This is a genomic window from Paraburkholderia bengalensis, from assembly GCF_037126505.1.
GTDB classification, from domain to species: Bacteria; Pseudomonadota; Gammaproteobacteria; order Burkholderiales; family Burkholderiaceae; genus Paraburkholderia; species Paraburkholderia bengalensis.
Map to the genome: position 1 here is coordinate 29,336 of NZ_JACFYJ010000013.1, position 20,946 is coordinate 50,281.

The following is a 20,946-nucleotide window of genomic DNA, read 5'->3' on the forward strand; positions in this document are numbered from 1 at the left end:
GTCTTTCTCCGAGCGTCGCCCCTGTGCGGGGCGGCACCTACTTTTCTTTGTCTTGCAAAGAAAAGTAGGCAGAAGAAAGCCGCGTCCTTGGCGGACGGCATTAAGTCTTCGCTGTGTGTCGACTGTCGTTCTCTGGTTTTCGGGTTCAATTTTTCGCGGCCTTCTTTCAACACGGTCAATAAGAGAAGGGGACACTAATGAGTCTCGTCGAAGTGAAGGTGCCGGACATCGGCGATTTCAAGGACGTCGATGTCATCGAAGTCAATATCAAGCCGGGCGACACTATCGAAAAAGAGCAGTCGCTGCTGACGCTCGAATCGGACAAGGCGTCGATGGAAGTGCCGAGCGATACGGCCGGCACGGTCAAGGAAGTGCGCGTAAAGGCGGGCGAAAAGGTCTCGCAAGGCACCGTCATCGCGCTGGTCGAAACGGCTGGTGGCGAAGCCAAAGCCAGCAAAGAACCTGAGAAAGCTGCACCCGCGCCCGCTGCGGCACCGGCCAAATCCGGCGGCGGCGTGCAGGAAATCAAAGTCCCCGATATCGGCGACTATAAAGATGTGCCCGTGATCGAAGTGGCCGTGAAGGTCGGGGATCGCGTGGAGAAAGAGCAGTCGCTCGTCACGCTGGAATCGGACAAGGCGACGATGGATGTCCCGAGCCCGGCTGCCGGCGTCGTCAAGGAGCTGAAGGTCAAGGTCGGCGACACCGTGTCGGAAGGCAGCGTGCTGTTGCTGCTCGAAGGGGAAGGCGCCGCGGCTGCTCCCACACCGAAGGCGGCTGCACCCGCGCCGTCGCCCGCTGCGGCACCCACGCCCGCACCGCAAGCCGGCAGCTACTCGGGCTCCGCCGACATCGAATGCGACATGCTCGTGCTCGGCGCCGGTCCCGGCGGTTACTCGGCTGCGTTCCGTTCGGCCGACCTCGGCATGAAGACGGTGCTGGTCGAGCGCTATTCGACGCTCGGCGGCGTGTGTCTGAACGTGGGCTGCATTCCGTCGAAGGCGCTGCTGCACACCGCGCTCGTCATCGACGAGGCAGAGGCACTCGGCTCGCACGGCATCACGTTCGGCAAGCCGCAGATCGATCTGGACAAGCTGCGCGACTTCAAGTCCGGCGTCGTCAAGAAGCTGACGGGCGGTCTCGCAGGCATGGCAAAGGCGCGCAAGGTCGAAGTGGCGACGGGTGTCGGCACGTTTGTCGATCCCTATCACATGCAAGTGCAGGGCGAGAACGGCAAGAAGGTCGTGAAGTTCAAGCAGGCGATCATCGCGGCCGGTTCGCAGGCCGTGAAGCTGCCGTTCCTGCCGGAAGATCCGCGTATCGTCGATTCGACGGGCGCGCTCGAACTGCGTCAGATTCCCAAGCGCATGCTGGTGATCGGCGGCGGCATCATCGGGCTGGAAATGGCAACGGTGTATGCGACCCTCGGCGCGCAGATCGACGTCGTCGAAATGCTCGACGGCCTGATGCTGGGCGCGGACCGCGATCTCGTGAAGGTCTGGGAGAAGTTCAACAGCAAGCGTTTCGGCAACGTGATGCTGAAGACCAAGACGACGGGCGCAGAAGCGAAGCCGGATGGCATCTATGTGACGTTCGAAGGCGAAAAGGCGCCCGCGGAGCCGCAACGCTACGATCTCGTGCTGGTTGCCGTGGGCCGCAGCCCGAACGGCAAGAAGATCGGAGCTGACAAGGCGGGCGTGGCCGTCACGGACCGCGGCTTCATCGACGTCGACAAGCAGATGCGCACGAATGTGCCGCACATCTTCGCAATCGGCGATGTGGTCGGCCAGCCGATGCTCGCGCACAAGGCCGTGCATGAAGGCCACGTTGCGGCGGAGGCGGCGCACGGCGAGAAGGCGTACTTCGACGCGCTGCAAATTCCGTCGGTGGCCTACACCGATCCGGAAGTTGCGTGGGCGGGGAAAACGGAAGACCAGTGCAAGGCCGAAGGCATCAAGTACGGCAAGGCTGTGTTCCCGTGGGCCGCGTCGGGTCGCGCCATCGCCAATGGCCGCGACGAAGGCTTCACGAAGCTGATCTTCGACGAAGAGACGCATCGCGTGATCGGCGGCGGCATCGTCGGTCTGAATGCGGGCGATCTGATCAGCGAAGTGTGCCTCGCAATCGAGATGGGCGCGGACGCGACGGATATCGGCAAGACCATCCATCCGCACCCGACGCTGGGCGAATCGATCGGCATGGCCGCCGAACTGTACGAAGGCGTCTGCACGGATTTGCCGCCGCAGAAGAAGAAGTAAGCCGCGAGCGGCACGCGCCGCTTCCCGTCTGCGCATGTGAGAACGGCGCGCCCCTCGCGAGAAGGGGCGCCGTTTTGCATGGGGCATCGATGCCAGCGTGCGGCGTCGGTGCAAGGCGAGCGGACAAAAAAATCCCGGCGTGAGCCGGGGAAACGATACGCTGTTTAACGTATCGGAGCGTCTGGCCGCCTGGTCATCGAAGTGTCGACCGTGCGGCGCTGTTCCGTTCCGCCAGTCACTTCGATAGTGTGTCTCGCGGCTGCGCGCCGGCGGATGATGGGGCATCCGTCAACGCACAGGTGAAGCCCGATCCGTTGAATCCGTTGCGTCGATTCTTAGACAGCAGCCTTCTTGGCCGAAGCTGCCGTGCGCGAAGCTTGCGCAGCAGCTTGCGAAGCGGCCTTCGACGCAGCCGTAGCAGCCGCGTTGAAGTTGCTTTCAGCGATTTCGACGGCTTGCTTGGTTGCCTTGTGAACCGTTTCGTACGTCGTGTTCGCGGCCGTGATGGCCGACTTGATCACGGCGACAGCCGTTTCCGAACCAGCCGGTGCGTTCTTCGCGACGTTCTCGACGAGCGCTTGCACCTTCTTGTTCTGCTCTTCGTATTGCGCTTCAGCAACACGGGCGAATTCAGCTTGCGTAGCCGATGCGATTTCGTACAGATGACGGCCATACGACAGAACCTTTTCTGCCACCGGCTGCGTCAGGCTCGCTTGCAGCGCGAGCAGTTCCTGCGCGTCCTTCACGGACAGCGCGCGTTGTGCGTTTTCCTGGCTTTCGGCGATCGTCGACTTGACGACTTGCAGATTCAGTTCGACCAGCTTTTCGACGCCTTCGAATGCCTTCGAGGTCAGGCCGAACAGCGTTTCGAGGTTGGCCTTCTGTGCTGCGGCGAATTGCTCAGGGGTCAGCAGAGTCATGTTTACGCTCCTGGAGTACCGGCCCGTCTTTCGCGGTCCGAGTTGGGTTAACAGCAAAATGTGCGTGGTTCGCTTGTCCGCGATGCATTGTGCGTCGCAGCAACGGTTCCCATTTTAGGATGACAACGATGGATGTCAAGTACTTTTTTGTGCAACGCACAACGCAGGGAAATTACTAATAAAACAATACGTTATGAAGCGTTTATGACATCGCGATGAAGCGCCTGCACGCCAGGGTTTGCACCGATGTGGTGCTGCAAAAATCGTGGTCTCTCAAGCTGGGCAAGGGTGTCGGCAGTCTGACGGCGAATTCCTGAGCAAAAAGGTAAAATTCTCAGGTAAACCGAAAACCTTGGCGGAACGTTAAAAGCCCATCCCGGTCGAACGCGCGGCGTGCTGCTTCACAGTAGGCGCTTAATTGTTGACCGGTCTGCGGCGTCATTTGCAGAGGTCTTGCCCAGTCGGGCCGATGGATCGCTTCTCTATCGTGCGCGACCGTACTTCTCCCAATCAAGTTTGTGACGAATATGCCGATATGCTGAACGAGTGCGAGCCTTTCAGCAGCAGGTGAAGCCAGCTCGTCCGTTGGCCATTGGTTTTTTCGATGACGCAGGCGAAACTTATTGGCTTTTATCAATCGAGCCTGACAACTCGGTTTAACGACTGTCGATAAGTGCTTAATATTGCTAATTTTTAACTGTTTTACTACACTGGCGAAAACTCTCTCGCCGCTCCAACCCAGAACACCAATGAAAACCGACATGTTTTCGTCACTGAAAGTGATGCACGGCGCGGCGCTCAGCACCGCTCTGTCGGTGGCTGCCTCGGTGGTCATCGCTGCCGCGTTCGCCGCGCCCGTGGACGCGTTTGCCGCAACGGCCACGGCGCCCGCCAAGTCCGCGAAAGCAGGCAAGAAGCCGGCCAAGAAGGCGGCTGCCGAGAAGGTCTCCAGCAAGTCGTCGAAGGCGGTGAGTGCCGCCGCGGCGGACGATGATCAACCCCGCGCCGTTTCGAAGAAGCGCCGCGTCGCCTACACGATGAACGGCCGCCATCACACGGCCGTGCGCCGCGTCGCGTTCGAGCCGCGCCAGCCGTCCGTCGGCACGGCGTTCGGCCTGCACGAAACGCCTGACGCGCTGGCGCTGCGCTCGAGCGTCGCGTACGTGGTCGACCAGAACACGTCGGAGTCGCTGTTCGACAAGAACTCGCGCGCCGTCGTGCCCATCGCGTCGATCACGAAGCTGATGACGGCGATGGTGGTGCTGGATTCGAAGGCGCCGATGACGGAGCAGATCGAAGTCACCGACGAAGACCGCGACTACGAAAAGAACACGGGTTCGCGCCTGTCCGTCGGCTCGGTGCTGTCGCGCGAGGACATGCTGCATATCGCGCTGATGGCGTCGGAAAACCGCGCGGCGGCGGCACTGTCGCGCTACTTCCCGGGCGGTCGTCCAGCGTTCATGGCGGCAATGAACGCGAAGGCGAAGGCGCTCGGCATGTCCGATACCCACTTTGAAAACCCGACTGGCCTGACGAGTCAGAACGTGTCGAGCGCGCGCGACCTCGTCAAGATGGTCAACGCGGCTTATCAGTATCCGATGATCCGCAGGTTCTCGACGGATCGCAGCTACGAGGTGTACACCGGCAAGCGCACGATCGCGTACAACAGCACGAACGCGCTGGTGCGCAATTCGTCGTGGGACATCGGCCTGCAGAAGACGGGCTTCATCAACGAGGCCGGCGAGTGCCTCGTGATGCAGGCGACGATCCACGATCGTCCGATGATCATGGTGCTGCTCGACTCGTCGGGCAAATATTCGCGTTTCGCCGATGCGCAACGTCTGCGCACGTGGATCGACAACGGCGGCGAGCAGCGCATCACGAGCGCCGACGCCAATGGCGCCGGAACCTGAGCTCAAACGCCAGCGCCGTCTGTTCGACAAAAAGCCCCGCACTGCGGGGTTTTTTGTGCGTGCTGACTGATTTGCGTCGCGAAGAGCGTAGCTTCGCGACGCGTCCGGTCACATCGCCTGGGCCGTCGGCGCAGCGTGCTGCGTCTGCGGGTGATAACCGAGCGACTCCGAGATAACGAGCGCCGTCTTGCTCAACTGACCAAGCCACGAGTCCTGCAGACGGTCGGCGGGCGCCGACAGCGAAAGTCCCGCGACGAGCTTGCCCGTGTCGTCGTAAATGCCCGCAGCGATGCAGCGCACGCCAAGCTCCAGTTCTTCGTTGTCGCGCGCGCACGCCTGCTGCCGCACGTGCGACAGCTCGCGTTCCAGCTTGGTGAGATCAGTGATGCTGTTCTGCGTGTGGCCCGAAAGCCCCGTGCGCGTTGCATAAGCGCGTACGCGGGTGGATTCGTCGGCGGCGAGGAACAGCTTGCCGACAGATGTCAGATGCAGCGGCGCCCGGCCGCCGATCGCGCGCACCACCTGCATGCCCGAGCGCTCGGAATAGGCGCGCTCGATGTAGACGATCTCATCGCCTTGGCGCACGGACAGGTTCACTGTCTGCCCCGTCAGACGGTGCAGTTCGCGCATCGGCATCAATGCCGCGTCGCGCACTGACAAACGCGCCTTCACGAGATTGCCGAGTTCCAGCAGGCGCATGCCGAGGCGGTACGTGCCGGGGTCCGAGCGATCCACGAGACGGCACGTCACCATGTCGTTCAGGATGCGATGGGCGGTGGAAGGATGAAGATCGGTGCGCTGTGCGAGCTCCTTCAGACTGACAGGGTCGCTGTGCGCGGCGAGGGCGTCCAGGAGGCGCATCATGCGCTCGATCACCTGGATCGACGTTTTTGGGTCCGGGTTCGTATCGCTCATAAAGGCTAGACAGTTGACGCGTCAAACAGCGGAAAACTGATTGTATCTCGTATTGTGAAAAAAGCGAACGCCATTGGAGGCGCGGCTCGAATCGCAACGATCACGCGCGCCATTGCGCGCGCATGGCGTTACGCGTTGGTATTGCGCGCCAAACAGCGGATAATCGGGGACGTTTCCCCGGAGGAGCATCCATGCGAGTCGGTTTTTTCGTCACCTGCCTGATCGATCTGATGCGTCCCGAAATCGGCTTTTCCGCCATCAAGCTGATTGAGCGCGCGGGCTTCGACGTGTTCGTGCCGCCGGCGCAAACGTGCTGCGGACAGCCCGCGTACAACTCCGGCGACCGGCGCATCGCGCGCGATCTCGCCGAAAAGACGCTGCGCGAGTTCGAGCAATACGATTACGTGGTCGTGCCGTCCGGTTCGTGTGGCGGGATGATCCGCGCGCACTACGGCGACCTGTTCGCCGACGACCCCGAACTGATGGCCCGCTTCGGGCGCCTGCGCCCCAAGGTCTACGAGTTGACCGATTTTCTCGCGAGCGTCGCAAAGGTCGAGCTGACGCCGGGCGACTTCCCGGGGCCCGTCACGTATCACGATTCGTGCTCCGGATTGCGCGAGCTGGGCGTCAAGCGGCAGCCGCGCGAACTGCTGGCGCAGGCGGGCGTCGCCGTGACCGAGATGAAGGACTGCGAGCACTGCTGCGGCTTCGGCGGTACGTTCGCGCTGAAGTTCGGCGATATTTCTACTGCGATTGTCGACGAGAAGTGCGCGAACATTCAGGCAAGCGGCGCGCAGGCCGTGGTGCTGGGCGATCTCGGCTGCATGCTGAATATCGAAGGGCGGCTGCGTCGTACGGGCGATACGACCACGCGCGTGCTGCATATCGCGCAGGTGCTGGCGGGCGACGCCTGAGTGCGCCGTTTCGCCGCGCCGCGCTTCGGCGCCACGCAGTTTCGCGCTTGAGTCCATACCGGTAACCCGTCCCTAGGGCCATCATGCAAGTCCAAACGATGCAGTTCAAGGCGCGCGCAGGCCAGAAGCTCGCCGACCAGCGCCTGCAGCAGAACCTCACGAAACTGTCGACGAAGTTCGTGTCGGCGCGCGCATCGGCGATGACCGCGATCGACTTTCCCGCTACGCGCGCCGCGCTCAAGGAGCGGCGCAACCGCGCGCTGGAGAATCTCGACGTCTGGCTCGAAACCTTCGAGCGCGAGGCGACGCGGCGCGGCGTCACGGTGCTGTTCGCGGAGTCGACGCAGGATGCGGCGAAACTCGTCGCCGACATTGCGCGCAAGCACGACGTGAAGAAGGTGATCAAGACGAAGTCGATGGTGTCCGAGGAAATGCGCCTGAACGAGGTGCTCGGACAGATGGGCGTGCAGTCGGTCGAAACCGATCTCGGCGAATACATCCTGCAGATCAACGACAACGAGCCGCCGAGCCACATCATCGCGCCCGTCGTCCACAAAGATAAGGAAGAGATCGCCGATCTGTTCGCGAAGACCCACAAGCGGCCGCGTCTGACCGAAATTCCCGAGATGACGCGCGAAGCGCGCGAAATGCTGCGCCCGCATTTCATGACAGCCGACATGGGCGTGACGGGCGGCAACTTCGTGATCGCGGAAACGGGCTCCGTGGCGCTCGTGACCAACGAGGGCAACGAGGGCATGTGCACGGTGATGCCGCGCGTGCACGTTGCCGTGACGGGGATCGAGAAGGTACTGCCGACGCTCGAGGATCTCGCGACGGCCATGCGCCTATTGCCGCGTTCGGCAACGGGGCAGGACGTGTCGAACTATTTCTCGGTGTTGACGGGCCCGCGCGGCGCGGACGATCAGGACGGGCCGGAGCATATGTATGTCGTGCTCGTCGATGGCGGGCGCACGGGGCTGATCGGCGGCGACTTTCAGGACATGCTGCGTTGCATTCGCTGCGGCGCGTGCATGAATCATTGCCCCGTTTATCAGAAGGTCGGCGGCCACGCGTATGGCTGGGTGTATCCGGGGCCGATGGGTTCCGTGTTGACGCCGAGCTACGTCGGCATAGAGAAGGCGCTCGACTTGCCGCAGGCCGCCACGCTGTGCGGCGAGTGCAATAGCGTGTGCCCCGTCGGCATTCCGCTGTCGGACCTCTTGCGCAAGCTGCGCGAGCGCCAAGTGGAACGGCATCTGCGCCCATGGAAGGAGCGCTTTGGTCTTGCCGTCTGGGGTTATCTGGCGATGCATCCGGCGGCTTACGGCATCTTCACGAAGCTCGCCGTGCGGATACTCGAACGGATGGGCGGCAGCCGGAAGTCGATCGCGAAGCTGCCGCTCGGCGCAGGCTGGACGAATACGCGGGAGATGCCGGCGCCCGTCGGCCGCACCTTCCGCGAACTGTACGCGGCGAGCAAGACGCATCTCGGCTGAATCGGCCGCTCGCGGTCGCATCAATAGAAAAGAGGCTGCATCGTGTGATGCAGCCTCTTTTTTCTTTGGCATCGATACGGCAAACGGTCGCTCAGTGCGGCCTGACGCCGTCGCTCCATGCCTGACTACCCGTGCCGCGCGGCGGGGGAGGCGGCGCTTGACCGCCGCCGCGATTGCCGCCTCCTTGCGGTTGTCCGCCGCCCGCCTGCGGGGGCGGGTGGTTGCCATGCCAGCCGCCTTGACCGCCGCCATTCGGCGGCGGACCGCCCGCCTGGGGCGGTGGTCCGTGCGGGTTGCCATTGTTTCCACCGTGACCGTTCCAGTTGCCGCGATCCCCGTGATAGCCGTGGTCGTACCCTCGGCCCCAATACCGGCGATCGTAGTCAGGCCGGGAAGATCCGCCGAAGCCGAGGAACAGGCTCGACTGGACGGGCGGCTCGGCATAGCCATATACAGGCGCGCCGTAGCCGTCGTAGTAGCCGCCGTCGTAGCCATAGGCCGGCCCGCCGGACGGATACGCGACGCAGCCGCCGAGCGCCGCCATGGCGCACAGCGCAACGGCGGCAGAAGCGAGAGGAGGAATAAGACGTTTCATTTGAGTGTTATGAAAACAAGAGGCGCAACGATAGGCGCGCGGTCCTTATGTCATTTGTAGCGCCGCGAGCGTATTACCTGTGTGTGCTTTTGTAAGGAATTCTTTCGACGCTCGAAAGGCTGTCGTGGGTGTCTTGCAACGTCGCCTCGTCCGACTATTCATCTAGGCGCAACGCTGTGTTCTCCCGGGGCGGGTTTTTCCGGATTGCGTACTCGTCTACCATTTTCACTGGGCAGAGTGCGCCTATGCACGATGGCCCGCTTAGAGAGAAACAACATCATGAGAAACAAAATATCGGTGTACTGGCCTTTGGCAATCGTTGTGCCGCTCGCTGCTGCCGCTTACCTGCATCTGTATCACGCTGCATCTGTTCAGTCGTCGCAGACGCCGCTCGCTGCCGAGCGCGTGTCGGCGGAACTCGCGCGTACGGTTTCGTACGGATTTGTCGGAAGCGAGGCGGTCATGCCCGCCGAAACGATGCCCGCGACGGCCCGTATGTCCGCGCAGCCGATGTAACGGGTCTGCCTGACGCGCCGTGGGCGTGATTTTGCACGGCTTTGTATAATCGCGGCACCGTTTCGCAACACTTTTGACATTCGCGGCTGGGCCGCTCAGCCATCGATGAAAACCGTCGCTATCTGCTTCGTGTGCCTTGGGAACATCTGCCGTTCCCCGACTGCGGAAGGCGTCATGCGGTACATGCTGGCGCAGGCGCAGCTCACGGATCGCGTGATCGTCGATTCGGCGGGCACGGGCGACTGGCACATCGGCGAAGCGCCCGACGAGCGCGCGCAGCGTGCCGCCAAATCCCGCGGTTACGATTTGTCGACATTTCGTGGCCGCCAGATCTCGGCAGCCGACTTTGAGCGCTTCGATCTGATCATCGCGATGGACGACAAGAACGTCGCCGCGCTGAAGCTAATCTGCGCGCCGGAATACCGCGACAAGATTCGCCTGTTGATGGAATTCGCGCCGGATGCCCAAGCGCCCGGCGTCCGGGGCGCGGAAAAAGACGCGCCTGGTTTCGATTCGCGCGAGGTCGTCGACCCGTATTTCGGCGGCGGCGAGGGCTTCGAAATCGTGCTGGACCAGTGCGAAGCCGCCTGTCGCGGCCTGATTGCGGCGTTGCGGCCCCAATTGACCCCTTAACCCAGTTTTCGTTAAGTAAATGACCCAAATCGAGATAGGGATACTTGACTAAATCCGTCATGTATTTATACTTGACCAAACTTGTCGAGAATTGCGGTTCCCACCACATATGAGACTCACCACGAAAGGCCGTTTCGCCGTCACGGCGATGATTGACCTGGCGCTGCGCCAGGAGCAGGGCCCGGTGACGCTTGCGGGTATCAGCCAGCGCCAACACATTTCCCTGTCCTACCTCGAGCAGCTGTTCGGCAAGCTGCGCCGTCACGAGATCGTCGAATCCGTACGCGGGCCGGGCGGCGGCTACAACCTCGCGCGTCGCGCGGAGGATGTGACGGTTGCGGACATCATCATCGCCGTCGACGAGCCGCTCGATGCCACGCAATGCGGCGGCAAGGGTTCGTGCGAAGGCACCAAGCATCACGACGGCCATTGCATGACGCATGAGCTGTGGTCGACGCTGAACCAGAAGATGGTCGAGTATCTCGACTCCGTTTCCCTGAAAGACCTGGTCGACCAGCAGCGCTCGCGCGAAGGTGCGACGGCCGTGCTGCGCGACCGGCGCACGGAAGCGCCCGCCGTCGAGCCGCGCGTGGTGCCGAAAGGACCCAATTCTGTTTTCAACATGGCCGGCTGATAGCGCGCTTGAGACGCGCATCGCCAGAAAAGCGAAGCCATTGGCACTGATGTCCCCGGAGCGATTGATGAATAACGACATTCCCCACCTGCCCATTTACATGGACTACAGCGCGACGACGCCCGTCGATCCGCGCGTGGTGGACAAGATGATTCCGTACCTGCGCGAGCAGTTCGGCAACCCGGCATCGCGCAGCCACGCGTATGGCTGGGATGCGGAGCGTGCCGTCGAGGAAGCGCGCGAAAACGTCGCGGCGCTCGTCAACGCCGATCCGCGCGAAATCATCTGGACGTCGGGCGCGACGGAATCCGACAACCTGGCCATCAAGGGCGCCGCGCACTTCTACAAGAGCAAGGGCAAGCACATCGTCACGGTGAAGACCGAGCACAAGGCCGTGCTCGATACCACGCGCGAGCTGGAGCGCGAAGGCTACGAAGTCACGTATCTCGACGTGAAGGACGACGGCCTGATCGACCTCGACGTCTTCAAGGCTGCGCTGCGTCCGGACACGATCCTCGTTTCCGTGATGCACGTGAACAACGAGATCGGCGTGATCCAGGACATCGCGACCATCGGTGAAATCTGTCGCGAGAAGGGCATCATTTTCCACGTCGACGCTGCACAGTCGACGGGCAAGGTCGAGATCGACCTGCAGAAACTGAAGGTCGACCTGATGTCGTTCTCGGCGCACAAGACTTACGGCCCGAAGGGCATCGGCGCGCTGTACGTGCGCCGCAAGCCGCGCGTGCGCATCGAGGCGCAGATGCACGGCGGCGGCCACGAGCGCGGCATGCGCTCGGGCACGCTGGCTACGCACCAGATCGTCGGCATGGGCGAAGCGTTCCGCATCGCGCGCGAAGAAATGGCGACCGAGAACGAACGCATCCGCATGCTGCGCGATCGTCTGATGCGCGGCCTGCAGGAAATCGAAGAAACGTATGTGAACGGCGACATGGAACAGCGTGTGCCGCACAACCTGAACATCAGCTTCAACTTCGTCGAAGGCGAATCGCTGATCATGGCTGTGAAGGACGTCGCCGTGTCGTCGGGTTCGGCTTGCACGTCGGCATCGCTCGAGCCGTCGTACGTGCTGCGCGCGCTCGGCCGCAACGACGAACTCGCGCACAGCTCGATCCGCTTCACGGTCGGCCGCTTCACGACGGAGCAGGACGTCGATTACGTCATCAACCTGCTGAAGAGCAAGATTGCGAAGCTGCGCGATCTGTCGCCGCTGTGGGAAATGCACAAGGACGGCATCGATCTGTCGACCATCCAGTGGGCCGCGCACTGAGCGCCCCGATTAGTCGATAAACGCACGCAGGTTGAATCGAATCAAGGAGTGAGAAATGGCATATAGCGACAAGGTTCTGGACCACTACGAAAACCCGCGCAACGTCGGCTCGTTCGCGAAAGACGACGACGCTGTCGGCACGGGCATGGTCGGCGCGCCGGCTTGCGGCGACGTGATGAAGCTGCAGATCCGCGTGGGCGCGGACGGTGTGATCGAAGACGCGAAGTTCAAGACGTACGGCTGCGGTTCGGCCATCGCGTCGAGCTCGCTCGTCACGGAATGGGTGAAGGGCAAGACGCTCGATCAGGCACTCACGATCAAGAACACGCAGATCGCCGAAGAACTGGCGCTGCCGCCGGTGAAGATTCACTGCTCGATTCTCGCGGAAGACGCAATCAAGGCAGCCGTCGCCGACTACAAGCAGCGTCACGGCGAGACGGCCGACGCGGCGAAGACCGAGTCGGCTTAAGACGAAGCGCAGGCAGAACGCGGACGGAACGCGCAGTTGCGCGCGACGTCCGCCTGAACGATTCAGGAAGCAGGCAGGGTCGCAAGCAAGGTGGCGACATGCGTCGCGGGGCGTCGTAGTGAACGACAGCGTGCCGCACATTGAGAAACGCTATGGCAATTACGTTGACCGAAAAAGCAGCACAACATGTGCAGAAATATCTGAGCCGGCGTGGCAAGGGCGTCGGACTGCGGCTCGGTGTGCGCACGACGGGTTGCTCGGGGCTCGCATACAAGCTCGAGTACGTCGACGAACTCGCGCCCGAGGACCAGGTTTTCGAATGCAACGGCGTGAAGATCGTGGTGGATCCGAAGAGCCTCGCCTATATCGACGGCACGGAACTCGACTTCGCGCGCGAAGGGTTGAACGAAGGCTTCAGGTTCAACAACCCGAACGTCAAGGACGAGTGTGGCTGCGGCGAATCGTTCCGCGTGTAAGCGCGCGAGTCATGCTCAAAAGGCGGCCTGTGCCGCCTTTTTTCAATTTCGCCGCGTCGCTGCACTGCGTGTGCGTGCACTGAACGGACAAAGTAACTCTGATGGCCTCGCTGAACGACAGTCACTTCGAGCTTTTCAACCTGCCCGAGCAGTTCGCGCTGGATGCGTCCGCGCTGGATCACGCGTACCGCACGGTGCAGGCGCAGGTGCATCCTGACCGTTTTGCCGCCGCGGGCGACGCGCAAAAGCGCATCGCGATGCAATGGGCGACGCGCACGAACGAGGCTTATCAGACGCTGCGCGATCCCCTCAAGCGGGCGCGCTATCTGTTGTCGCTGCGCGGCGTGGATGTCGGTGCGGAGAACAACACGGCGATGGAGCCGGCATTCCTGATGCAGCAGATGGAATGGCGCGAGGCGATCGAAGATGCGTCGGCGGCGAAAAACGTCGACGCGCTCGACGCGCTGCTCGTCGAACTGCGCGACGAAGAAAAGGTGCGCTTCACCAAACTGGCCGCGCTGCTCGACAGCGGCTCGAATCAGGCGGCGGGCGAGGCGGTGCGGCAACTGATGTTCATCGAACGGGTGGCCGCCGAGATCGGCACGCAGATCGAGCGACTCGACAGCTAGCCGCCCGTCCGGCCGGACCGGCCGCTGCCCAGTCAAACGCGAACTCATATGATCAGGACCGGGGCCCACGAGACCCCGAAGAAGATTCCAGATGGCTTTACTGCAAATCTCTGAACCCGGCATGGCGCCCGCGCCGCACCAGCGGCGCCTCGCGGTCGGCATCGACCTGGGAACCACCAACTCGCTCGTCGCGGCCGTGCGCAGCGGCGTGCCCGACGTGCTCCCCGACGACGAAGGCCATTATCTTCTGCCGTCCGTCGTGCGCTACCTCGAAAAGGGTGGCCGGCGCATCGGGCGCGTGGCGAAGGCGGAAGCCGCGACCGATCCGCGCAATACGATCGTCTCCGTCAAGCGCTTCATGGGCCGCGGCAAAAGCGAAGTGGAGCATGCGGAAAACGCGCCGTACGATTTCGTCGATGCGCCTGGCATGGTGCAGATCCGCACGGTCGACGGCGTGAAGAGTCCTGTCGAAGTGTCGGCCGAAATTCTCGCGACGCTGCGTCATCGCGCCGAGGACACGCTTGGCGACGAACTGGTGGGCGCCGTCATCACGGTTCCCGCCTATTTCGACGAGGCCCAGCGCCAGGCCACCAAGGACGCCGCGCGTCTCGCGGGCCTCAATGTGCTGCGTCTGCTGAACGAGCCGACGGCAGCCGCGATCGCCTACGGCCTCGACAATGGCGCGGAAGGCTTGTACGCGGTGTATGACCTCGGCGGCGGCACCTTCGATCTGTCGATCCTGAAGCTCACGAAAGGCGTTTTCGAAGTGCTGGCAGCGGGCGGCGACTCGGCGCTGGGCGGCGACGATTTCGATCACGCGCTGTATCGGCACGTGCTCGAACAGGCGGACATCGCGGGACAATCGCTGAAGCCGGAAGACGTGCGGCATCTGCTCGACACCGTGCGCGTTGCGAAAGAAGCGCTGTCGTCCGCGCCGAGCACGGCCGTTCAGGTCACGCTGTCGAGCGGCGCGAAGATCGACGTCACTGTCGACGAAGCGACCTTCGAAGCGATCACCCAGACGCTCGTGCAGCGCACGCTCGGTCCGACCAAAAAGGCGCTGCGCGACGCGAAAGTGACGCCCGCCGACATCAAGGGCGTCGTGCTCGTCGGCGGCGCGACGCGCATGCCCGTGATCCGCCGCGCCGTCGAAGGCTACTTCGGCCAGCCGCCGCTGACCAATCTCGATCCCGATCAGGTCGTCGCGCTCGGCGCGGCGATCCAGGCCGATCTGCTCGCGGGCAACCGCGGCGCGGACGGCGACGACTGGCTGCTGCTCGACGTGATTCCGCTGTCGCTTGGCGTCGAAACGATGGGCGGCCTTGCCGAGAAGATCATTCCGCGCAACTCGACTATTCCCGTCGCGCGCGCGCAGGAGTTCACGACCTTCAAGGACGGCCAGACGGCGATGGCGATTCACGTCGTGCAGGGCGAACGCGAGCTCGTGTCCGATTGCCGTTCGCTCGCGCGGTTCGAGCTGCGCGGCATTCCGCCGATGGCGGCGGGCGCGGCGCGCATCCGCGTGACGTATCAGGTCGACGCCGATGGTCTGCTGTCCGTGTTCGCGCGCGAGCAGCACTCGGGCGTGGAGGCGTCGGTCGTCGTGAAGCCGTCTTACGGTCTCGCCGATGACGACGTCGCGCGAATGCTCGAAGACAGCTTCAATACCGCCGAGGTCGATATGCGCGCCCGCGCGCTGCGCGAGGCGCAGGTCGAGGCGCAGCGCCTGGTCGAAGCGACGGAAGCGGCGCTCGCCGCCGACGGCGAACTGCTCGACACCGACGAACGTGCGGCGCTCGAAGATCTCGTCGCCGCGCTGCGCGCGATTTCGCCGTCGGACGATGTCGACGCGATTGAGGCCGCGACGAAGACACTCGCAGAAGGCACCGACGAATTCGCCGCGCGCCGGATGGACAAGAGCATTCGCCGCGCGCTCGCGGGCCGCAAACTCGACGAAATCTGAATCACGCGGCGCGTGCCAAAAACGGCCGCGCCACCAGTAAAATGGTACGGTGCCTGAAGGGCGGCGTCCGTGCCCCACAGACCAAACGGAATACGTATGCCTCAAATCGTTGTGCTGCCTCACGTCGAACTGTGTCCGGACGGCGCAGTCATCGACGCCGTGCCGGGTAAGAGCATCTGCGACAATCTGCTCGAGCATGGCATCGAGATCGAGCACGCGTGCGAGAAGTCTTGCGCGTGTACGACCTGTCATGTGATCGTGCGCGAAGGTTTCCAGGCGCTCGAGCCATCGGAGGAGACGGAAGACGATCTGCTCGACAAGGCATGGGGTCTCGAACCGGAGTCGCGGTTGTCGTGCCAGGCGCTGATGCCCGAGGGCGACGACCTTGTGGTCGAGATTCCGCGTTATTCGATCAACCACGCGAAGGAAAATCACTAAAAGGAGCAAGCAGCCATGAAGTGGACCGATACGCAAGACATCGCGATGGCCTTGACCGACAAGCATCCGGAGATCGATCCGCAGCAGGTGCGGTTCACCGATCTGCATCGCTGGGTGATGGAGCTGGACGGTTTTGACGACGATCCGAACCGCTCGAACGAAAAGATTCTCGAAGCCATCCAGGCAGCCTGGATCGAGGACGCGGATTACTGAGTGCAACACGCTTTGCGCTGAATCCGGCGTGCAGCCGGCAGAAGGAAAAGGAAAAGGCGACTCGCGTGCGAGTCGCCTTTTTTATGCGCGGTGGACTGGAAGGCCGTTCAACCCGCGACAAGCGCGCCGTTCTGAATGCGCACGCGCTCGCCTTGCTGGAACGGCGGCGGTTCGTGAAACGTGAAGTAGCGCATCTTGCCGTTCTCCATCCGCACCCGCACCGAATAGCTGGTGGTGCTGCGCAGATGCTTTTCGACCGAGTTGCCGGCGAGACCGCCGCCGAGTGCGCCAAGCAGCGTCATCGCGGTGCGTCCGCCGCCACTGCCGAACTGGTTGCCGACGACCCCGCCCGCCACCGCGCCGCCGACAGCGCCGATCCCCGTGCCGTGCCCTTCGGTACGAACGGCGGAAATGGCCTCGACGGTACCGCAGGTCGAGCAATAGGCGGGGCGCGCGGGCTGCTGCGGCTGAGCTTGCTGTGCGTATTGCGGCTGTTGCGCGTAGGGCTGGCTCGGTGCAGGTGCGAGCGGCGCCTGCTGCGCTGCCTGGGCCGCCGCCGCTTGCTGTTGCTGCGCCAGTTGTGCTTGTTGAGCCTGTTGCGCCTGTTGCTGCGCTGTCTGCTGTGCGGCGCGCTGTTGAGCTTCTTGCTCAGCCTGCTCTTGCGCGGCGGCCTGCTGCTGGGCAGTGGGATTGACGGGCTGCGTCGTATCGACGACAGGTTGCTGCGTCACCGCCGCAGCCTGAGTCTGATCGTTTTGCGCGCCGCTACTGGTTGCCCTCGGGAACAGTCCCGTCACGGCAGCCGTTGCCGCCAGACTGGCGATGATGACGGCACCCGCGGCCACGGCAATGAGCGGATGCAGGCGGCGTGGTGCATTGTTCGGATTGTTCATATAGGCCTCCGACTGGGCAGAATCGACCTTGAAGGGACTTCGCGAGCCACGGCAAGCGTTGATGAAAGCCGGCCGTATAAGTGTCGGACATGCGCTCGCGGCCAGCGTTTCATTTTGTAACCGGGGCGCCGAGCAACACTTAGTTGCATCGTACGCACAAACTGCACCAACAGCCTGAAGCGGCGCCGTCGTTGCGTTTCGGCGGAAGGGACACTGCGGCGAAAGGCGAATAGCCAGGCAGCTTTTACCGATAGTTACAACAATCGGTATATGCGGAAGGGAGGTAGGGCGCAAGGCGCCGCGCGCGACGCACAGTCGGTCGCGCGCGGGAAGATGCAGAAAAATCAGCGCCAAAAGTCGGCGCGGAAAAGCCAGCGCCGACAGCCACAGGATCAGTCTTCGCGGCGCAGATGCGGGAACAGGATGACGTCGCGGATGCTCGGGCTATCGGTGAGCAGCATCACCAAACGGTCGATGCCGATGCCGCAGCCGCCCGCGGGCGGCATGCCGTATTCGAGCGCACGAATGTAGTCGGCGTCGTAGTACATCGCTTCTTCGTCGCCGGCGTCCTTCTGGTCGACCTGCTTCCTGAAGCGCGCGGCCTGATCTTCGGGATCATTCAGTTCCGAGAAGCCGTTGGCGATTTCGCGGCCAGTGATGAACAGCTCGAAACGCTCGGTGATGCCTGCGACGCTATCGGACGCGCGCGCGAGCGGCGACACTTCGATGGGGTAGTCGATGATGAAGGTCGGCTCCCACAACTGCGACTCGGCGGTTTCCTCGAACAGCGCCAATTGCAGCGCGCCAAGTCCGGCGTTGAGGAACTGCGGCTGGGTCGTGTCGACGCCGAACTTCTTGAGTTCCGTGCGCAGGAACGCGCCGTCGGCAAGCTGCGCGTCCGAGTATTGCGGGGCATATTTCTGGATCGCCTGCGTGATCGTCAGCCGATGGAAGGGCTTGGACAGATCCAGTTCGCGGCCCTGATATGTGATGGCCGCATTGCCGAGCGCATCGACGGCTGCCTGGCGGATCAACTGCTCGGTGAAGTCCATCAGCCACTTGTAGTCCGTGTACGCGGCGTAGAACTCCATCATCGTGAATTCCGGATTGTGGCGCGGCGACACGCCCTCGTTACGGAAATTCCGGTTGATCTCGAACACCCGCTCGAAGCCGCCGACCACCAGCCGCTTCAGATACAGCTCGGGCGCGATACGCAGGAACATCTGCATGTCGAGCGCGTTGTGGTGCGTGACGAACGGCTTGGCCGCCGCGCCGCCCGGGATCGGGTGCAGCATCGGCGTTTCGACTTCCATGAAGTCTGCGTCGGCCATGAACTTGCGGATCGACGACACGGCCTTGGTGCGCGCCACAAACGTCTTGCGCGCTTCGTCCGTGACGATCAGATCGACGTAGCGCTGGCGATAGCGCATTTCCTGGTCAGCGAGGCCGTGAAACTTGTCGGGCAGCGGGCGCAGCGCCTTCGACAGCAGGCGCAGTTCCGTGCAGCGCACGGACAGCTCGCCCTTGTTCGTGCGGAACAGCAAGCCCTTGGCCGCGACGATGTCGCCGAGGTCCCATTTCTTGAAGGCTTCGTACGTCGCTTCGCCGACGTCGGCGGGCGTGATGAAGAACTGGATCTGGCCCGAGCCGTCGCGCACCGTCGCGAAGCTGGCCTTGCCCATCACGCGCTTGAGCATCATCCGGCCCGCCAGCGCGACCTGCAGCGCTTGCGCTTCGAGCGCGTCCTTGTCGGCGTCCGCGTATTGCGTTTGCAGATCGGCGGCATGGTGGGTCGGACGGAAGTCGTTCGGATAGGCGACGCCTTGCTCGCGCAGCGCGCGCAGCTTTTCGCGGCGCTCGGCGATGATCTGGTTGTCGTCCAACTCGGCGGCATTCGTTTGGGCCGCGTTCGGCTCGTTAGGCTGCGTCGGTTCGGTCATGGTGATGATGTTCGGTGTCGGGTGCCGCGCGCCGTCAAGGCGGGGCACAGGCAGTGAAAAAAATGCGGCACGGCAGAATCTGCCGCGCCGGTGCGCGCCTAGATGCCCTGTTTCAGGCTTGCGCTGATGAATGCGTCCAGGTCGCCATCGAGCACGCTTTTCGTGTTGCTGATTTCGACGTTGGTGCGCAGATCCTTGATGCGGCTGTTGTCGAGCACGTACGAGCGGATCTGATGGCCCCAGCCCACATCCGACTTGCCCGCTTCGAGCTTGTCCTGCTCCGACTGGCGCTTGCGCATTTCGGCTTCGTACAGGCGCGACTTCAGCATCGCCATGGCTTCGGCCCGGTTGCGGTGCTGCGAGCGGTCGTTCTGGCACTGCACGACGATGCCCGACGGCAAGTGCGTGATACGCACGGCGGAATCGGTCTTGTTGATGTGCTGACCGCCCGCGCCCGAAGCGCGGTAGGTGTCGATGCGCAGATCGGCCGGGTTGATGTCGACTTCGAACGACTCGTCGATTTCCGGATACACGAACACCGACGAGAACGACGTGTGGCGGCCGCCCGACGAGTCGAACGGCGACTTGCGCACGAGGCGGTGAATGCCCGTTTCCGTGCGCAGGAAGCCGTATGCGTATTCGCCTTCGACCTTGATCGTCGCGCTCTTGATGCCGGCAACGTCGCCTTCCGATTCTTCGAGCACTTCGGCCTTGAAGCCTTTGCGCTCGCAGTAACGCAGATACTGGCGCAGCAGCATCGACGCCCAGTCGCACGCTTCCGTGCCGCCGGCGCCTGCCTGGATATCGATGAAGGCGTTGTTGGGGTCAGCCGGATTCGAGAACATCCGGCGGAACTCCATGTCTTCGACGCGGGCCGTCAGTTTGGCGACGTCTTCTTCGCACGCGACGAGGGTGTCCTCGTCATTTTCCTCGCGCGCCATGTCGAAGAGTTCCTGCGTGTCGCGCAGGTCGTTTTCGAGCGAGCCGAGCACCTCGACGACGCCTTCGAGCAGCTTCTTTTCCTTGCCGAGCGCCTGCGCGTGCTGCGGGTCGTTCCAGACGTTCGGGTCTTCGAGTTCCTTGTTGACTTCGATAAGCCTTACCGATTTGGCATCGTAGTCAAAGATACCCCCGGAGCTCGCCTGCGCGAGCGCGCAGGTCGGCCAGAGAGGATTCGATCGAGTTGAGGCGTTCCGCTTCCATTTTGGCTTTCTTTCTGAGGGGCTTTAAAAGGTGAAATTATAGGCGGTTTGGGTGCGGTTTCCGTCAGGCCTGCGTGGCGCGGGCGTTGCCGTGGTGCGCTTGCCATGTCGTTGGCATCCGCGATGCGTCTGCGTGGCGCGGGCTTTGCCGTCATGCGCTTGCGATGTCGTCGGCATCCGCGATCCGCCTACGCGGCGCGCGCGTTGCCCCGTGCGGGGCGGCACCTACTTTAGCGGCAAAGAAAAGTAGGCAAAAGAAAGCCGCTCCACACCGAGCCGCTTGACAATTACCCACGGGCTCTCGACGTCCCCACGCTTCATACGGCAACGCGTCCGTCGAACACCGTTGCCAGCGCAAAAATCGACGCCTGACTCGCTTCACGCGCTTGCGTAACCCTTTATACATCGGGCTTCGTGGCGACGGGTCATGCCTGTGTGGGGGCGTTGGGGGCCCGTGGGTAAGTGCTGGTGCTGCTTTCTTTGCCTACTTTTCTTTGCAGCCGGCAAAGAAAAGTAGGTGCCGCCCCGCACAGGGGCAACGCTCGCGTCGCGAAGGCGCCACGCGGATGCCAGCAAAGAGCGGATGCCGGCAAAAAGCGAACGCCAGCAAAAAAACGAAAATTATAACGGATCAGCAA

Annotated in this window: 21 protein-coding genes; 14 read left to right on the forward strand and 7 right to left on the reverse strand. The window is 62.8% G+C overall.

Going from position 1 to position 20,946, the window contains the following annotated elements; translation table 11 throughout:
* Window positions 1–197 precede the first annotated feature (197 nt).
* Window positions 198–2,258 (forward strand): dihydrolipoyl dehydrogenase, encoded by a 2,061-nt coding sequence (lpdA, locus tag H3V53_RS10825; RefSeq protein ID WP_419539473.1) that lies wholly within the window; start codon window positions 198–200, stop codon window positions 2,256–2,258.
* Window positions 2,259–2,593: 335 nt separating this feature from the next.
* Here the strand turns inward: lpdA and H3V53_RS10830 are convergent, their stop codons facing one another.
* Window positions 2,594–3,178 (reverse strand): TIGR01841 family phasin, encoded by a 585-nt coding sequence (locus tag H3V53_RS10830; RefSeq protein ID WP_054924808.1) that lies wholly within the window; start codon window positions 3,176–3,178, stop codon window positions 2,594–2,596.
* A gap of 334 nt (window positions 3,179–3,512) precedes the next feature.
* Window positions 3,513–3,941, reverse strand: a complete 429-nt coding sequence (locus H3V53_RS10835; RefSeq protein ID WP_336597910.1) for a hypothetical protein — start codon at window positions 3,939–3,941, stop codon at window positions 3,513–3,515.
* Between H3V53_RS10835 and pbpG the strand changes: the two genes are divergently transcribed.
* The gene (gene pbpG, locus H3V53_RS10840) at window positions 3,928–5,091 is read left to right on the forward strand and encodes a D-alanyl-D-alanine endopeptidase (protein WP_054924807.1); all 1,164 of its coding nucleotides are present in this window, start codon (window positions 3,928–3,930) and stop codon (window positions 5,089–5,091) included. The two genes, H3V53_RS10835 and pbpG, sit on opposite strands and share 14 nt — an antisense overlap.
* Before the next feature lie 108 nt (window positions 5,092–5,199).
* On the opposite strand, the gene H3V53_RS10845 is transcribed toward pbpG, so the two are convergent.
* The gene (locus H3V53_RS10845; protein ID WP_054924806.1) at window positions 5,200–6,006 is read right to left on the reverse strand and encodes an IclR family transcriptional regulator domain-containing protein; all 807 of its coding nucleotides are present in this window, start codon (window positions 6,004–6,006) and stop codon (window positions 5,200–5,202) included.
* Window positions 6,007–6,197: 191 nt separating this feature from the next.
* Between H3V53_RS10845 and H3V53_RS10850 the strand changes: the two genes are divergently transcribed.
* Together H3V53_RS10850 and H3V53_RS10855 are read left to right on the forward strand one after the other, a co-directional pair.
* Entirely contained in the window at window positions 6,198–6,920 is a 723-nt protein-coding gene (locus H3V53_RS10850) for a (Fe-S)-binding protein (RefSeq protein WP_336597911.1), read from the forward strand.
* A gap of 83 nt (window positions 6,921–7,003) precedes the next feature.
* Window positions 7,004–8,416: a lactate utilization protein B gene (locus H3V53_RS10855; RefSeq protein WP_336597912.1), complete on the forward strand. Its 1,413-nt coding sequence runs from the start codon at window positions 7,004–7,006 to the stop codon at window positions 8,414–8,416.
* A 91-nt stretch (window positions 8,417–8,507) separates the two neighbouring features.
* Here H3V53_RS10855 and H3V53_RS10860 read toward each other — a convergent pair whose 3' ends face one another.
* On the reverse strand, window positions 8,508–9,011 hold the full coding sequence (locus tag H3V53_RS10860) for a hypothetical protein (RefSeq protein WP_336597913.1): 504 nt from the start codon (window positions 9,009–9,011) through the stop codon (window positions 8,508–8,510).
* A gap of 279 nt (window positions 9,012–9,290) precedes the next feature.
* Here H3V53_RS10860 and H3V53_RS10865 point away from each other — a divergent pair, with 279 nt between their 5' ends.
* The 10 genes from H3V53_RS10865 to iscX all read left to right on the forward strand — a co-directional run bounded on the left by H3V53_RS10865 (window position 9,291) and on the right by iscX (window position 16,273).
* Window positions 9,291–9,527, forward strand: a complete 237-nt coding sequence (locus H3V53_RS10865) for a hypothetical protein (protein WP_336597914.1) — start codon at window positions 9,291–9,293, stop codon at window positions 9,525–9,527.
* 105 nt (window positions 9,528–9,632) lie between these two features.
* Entirely contained in the window at window positions 9,633–10,160 is a 528-nt protein-coding gene (locus tag H3V53_RS10870) for a low molecular weight protein-tyrosine-phosphatase (RefSeq protein ID WP_336597915.1), read from the forward strand.
* Between the two features lie 109 nt (window positions 10,161–10,269).
* Entirely contained in the window at window positions 10,270–10,794 is a 525-nt protein-coding gene (gene iscR / locus H3V53_RS10875) for a Fe-S cluster assembly transcriptional regulator IscR (RefSeq protein ID WP_054924799.1), read from the forward strand.
* A 67-nt stretch (window positions 10,795–10,861) separates the two neighbouring features.
* Window positions 10,862–12,085: an IscS subfamily cysteine desulfurase gene (locus tag H3V53_RS10880; protein ID WP_054924798.1), complete on the forward strand. Its 1,224-nt coding sequence runs from the start codon at window positions 10,862–10,864 to the stop codon at window positions 12,083–12,085.
* 55 nt (window positions 12,086–12,140) lie between these two features.
* Window positions 12,141–12,554, forward strand: coding sequence for a Fe-S cluster assembly scaffold IscU (gene iscU, locus H3V53_RS10885; RefSeq protein ID WP_336597916.1), 414 nt, complete (start codon window positions 12,141–12,143; stop codon window positions 12,552–12,554).
* Between the two features lie 152 nt (window positions 12,555–12,706).
* On the forward strand, window positions 12,707–13,030 hold the full coding sequence (gene iscA / locus H3V53_RS10890) for an iron-sulfur cluster assembly protein IscA (protein WP_054924796.1): 324 nt from the start codon (window positions 12,707–12,709) through the stop codon (window positions 13,028–13,030).
* Between the two features lie 101 nt (window positions 13,031–13,131).
* Entirely contained in the window at window positions 13,132–13,659 is a 528-nt protein-coding gene (hscB, locus tag H3V53_RS10895) for a Fe-S protein assembly co-chaperone HscB (protein ID WP_336597917.1), read from the forward strand.
* 91 nt (window positions 13,660–13,750) lie between these two features.
* On the forward strand, window positions 13,751–15,622 hold the full coding sequence (hscA, locus tag H3V53_RS10900) for a Fe-S protein assembly chaperone HscA (protein ID WP_336597918.1): 1,872 nt from the start codon (window positions 13,751–13,753) through the stop codon (window positions 15,620–15,622).
* A gap of 96 nt (window positions 15,623–15,718) precedes the next feature.
* Window positions 15,719–16,060 carry an ISC system 2Fe-2S type ferredoxin gene (gene fdx / locus H3V53_RS10905; RefSeq protein ID WP_054924793.1) on the forward strand — a complete coding sequence of 114 codons (342 nt, stop codon included), beginning with the start codon at window positions 15,719–15,721 and terminating at the stop codon, window positions 16,058–16,060.
* 15 nt (window positions 16,061–16,075) lie between these two features.
* Window positions 16,076–16,273, forward strand: coding sequence for a Fe-S cluster assembly protein IscX (gene iscX, locus H3V53_RS10910; RefSeq protein WP_007586799.1), 198 nt, complete (start codon window positions 16,076–16,078; stop codon window positions 16,271–16,273).
* A gap of 107 nt (window positions 16,274–16,380) precedes the next feature.
* Here the strand turns inward: iscX and H3V53_RS10915 are convergent, their stop codons facing one another.
* The 3 genes from H3V53_RS10915 to prfB all read right to left on the reverse strand — a co-directional run bounded on the left by H3V53_RS10915 (window position 16,381) and on the right by prfB (window position 20,309).
* Window positions 16,381–17,166, reverse strand: coding sequence for a glycine zipper 2TM domain-containing protein (locus H3V53_RS10915; RefSeq protein ID WP_336597919.1), 786 nt, complete (start codon window positions 17,164–17,166; stop codon window positions 16,381–16,383).
* Window positions 17,167–17,558: 392 nt separating this feature from the next.
* On the reverse strand, window positions 17,559–19,106 hold the full coding sequence (lysS, locus tag H3V53_RS10920) for a lysine--tRNA ligase (protein ID WP_336597920.1): 1,548 nt from the start codon (window positions 19,104–19,106) through the stop codon (window positions 17,559–17,561).
* 98 nt (window positions 19,107–19,204) lie between these two features.
* A protein-coding gene (gene prfB, locus H3V53_RS10925; RefSeq protein WP_336597921.1) for a peptide chain release factor 2 occupies window positions 19,205–20,309 on the reverse strand; the annotation gives its coding sequence in 2 pieces (ribosomal slippage) (window positions 19,205–20,227 and window positions 20,229–20,309; 1,104 coding nt in all).
* Window positions 20,310–20,946 lie beyond the last annotated feature (637 nt).

Excerpts from the sequence above, each read along its gene's own strand:
- lpdA (WP_419539473.1), top strand. The coding sequence starts at position 198 with ATGAGTCTCGTCGAAGTGAAGGTGCCGGACATCGGCGATTTCAAGGAC.
- H3V53_RS10830 (WP_054924808.1), bottom strand. The coding sequence starts at position 3,178 with ATGACTCTGCTGACCCCTGAGCAATTCGCCGCAGCACAGAAGGCCAAC.
- pbpG (WP_054924807.1), top strand. The coding sequence starts at position 3,928 with ATGAAAACCGACATGTTTTCGTCACTGAAAGTGATGCACGGCGCGGCG.
- H3V53_RS10835 (WP_336597910.1), bottom strand. The coding sequence starts at position 3,941 with ATGTCGGTTTTCATTGGTGTTCTGGGTTGGAGCGGCGAGAGAGTTTTC.
- H3V53_RS10845 (WP_054924806.1), bottom strand. The coding sequence starts at position 6,006 with ATGAGCGATACGAACCCGGACCCAAAAACGTCGATCCAGGTGATCGAG.
- H3V53_RS10850 (WP_336597911.1), top strand. The coding sequence starts at position 6,198 with ATGCGAGTCGGTTTTTTCGTCACCTGCCTGATCGATCTGATGCGTCCC.
- H3V53_RS10855 (WP_336597912.1), top strand. The coding sequence starts at position 7,004 with ATGCAAGTCCAAACGATGCAGTTCAAGGCGCGCGCAGGCCAGAAGCTC.
- H3V53_RS10860 (WP_336597913.1), bottom strand. The coding sequence starts at position 9,011 with ATGAAACGTCTTATTCCTCCTCTCGCTTCTGCCGCCGTTGCGCTGTGC.
- H3V53_RS10865 (WP_336597914.1), top strand. The coding sequence starts at position 9,291 with ATGAGAAACAAAATATCGGTGTACTGGCCTTTGGCAATCGTTGTGCCG.
- H3V53_RS10870 (WP_336597915.1), top strand. The coding sequence starts at position 9,633 with ATGAAAACCGTCGCTATCTGCTTCGTGTGCCTTGGGAACATCTGCCGT.
- iscR (WP_054924799.1), top strand. The coding sequence starts at position 10,270 with ATGAGACTCACCACGAAAGGCCGTTTCGCCGTCACGGCGATGATTGAC.
- H3V53_RS10880 (WP_054924798.1), top strand. The coding sequence starts at position 10,862 with ATGAATAACGACATTCCCCACCTGCCCATTTACATGGACTACAGCGCG.
- iscU (WP_336597916.1), top strand. The coding sequence starts at position 12,141 with ATGGCATATAGCGACAAGGTTCTGGACCACTACGAAAACCCGCGCAAC.
- iscA (WP_054924796.1), top strand. The coding sequence starts at position 12,707 with ATGGCAATTACGTTGACCGAAAAAGCAGCACAACATGTGCAGAAATAT.
- hscB (WP_336597917.1), top strand. The coding sequence starts at position 13,132 with ATGGCCTCGCTGAACGACAGTCACTTCGAGCTTTTCAACCTGCCCGAG.
- hscA (WP_336597918.1), top strand. The coding sequence starts at position 13,751 with ATGGCTTTACTGCAAATCTCTGAACCCGGCATGGCGCCCGCGCCGCAC.
- fdx (WP_054924793.1), top strand. The coding sequence starts at position 15,719 with ATGCCTCAAATCGTTGTGCTGCCTCACGTCGAACTGTGTCCGGACGGC.
- iscX (WP_007586799.1), top strand. The coding sequence starts at position 16,076 with ATGAAGTGGACCGATACGCAAGACATCGCGATGGCCTTGACCGACAAG.
- H3V53_RS10915 (WP_336597919.1), bottom strand. The coding sequence starts at position 17,166 with ATGAACAATCCGAACAATGCACCACGCCGCCTGCATCCGCTCATTGCC.
- lysS (WP_336597920.1), bottom strand. The coding sequence starts at position 19,106 with ATGACCGAACCGACGCAGCCTAACGAGCCGAACGCGGCCCAAACGAAT.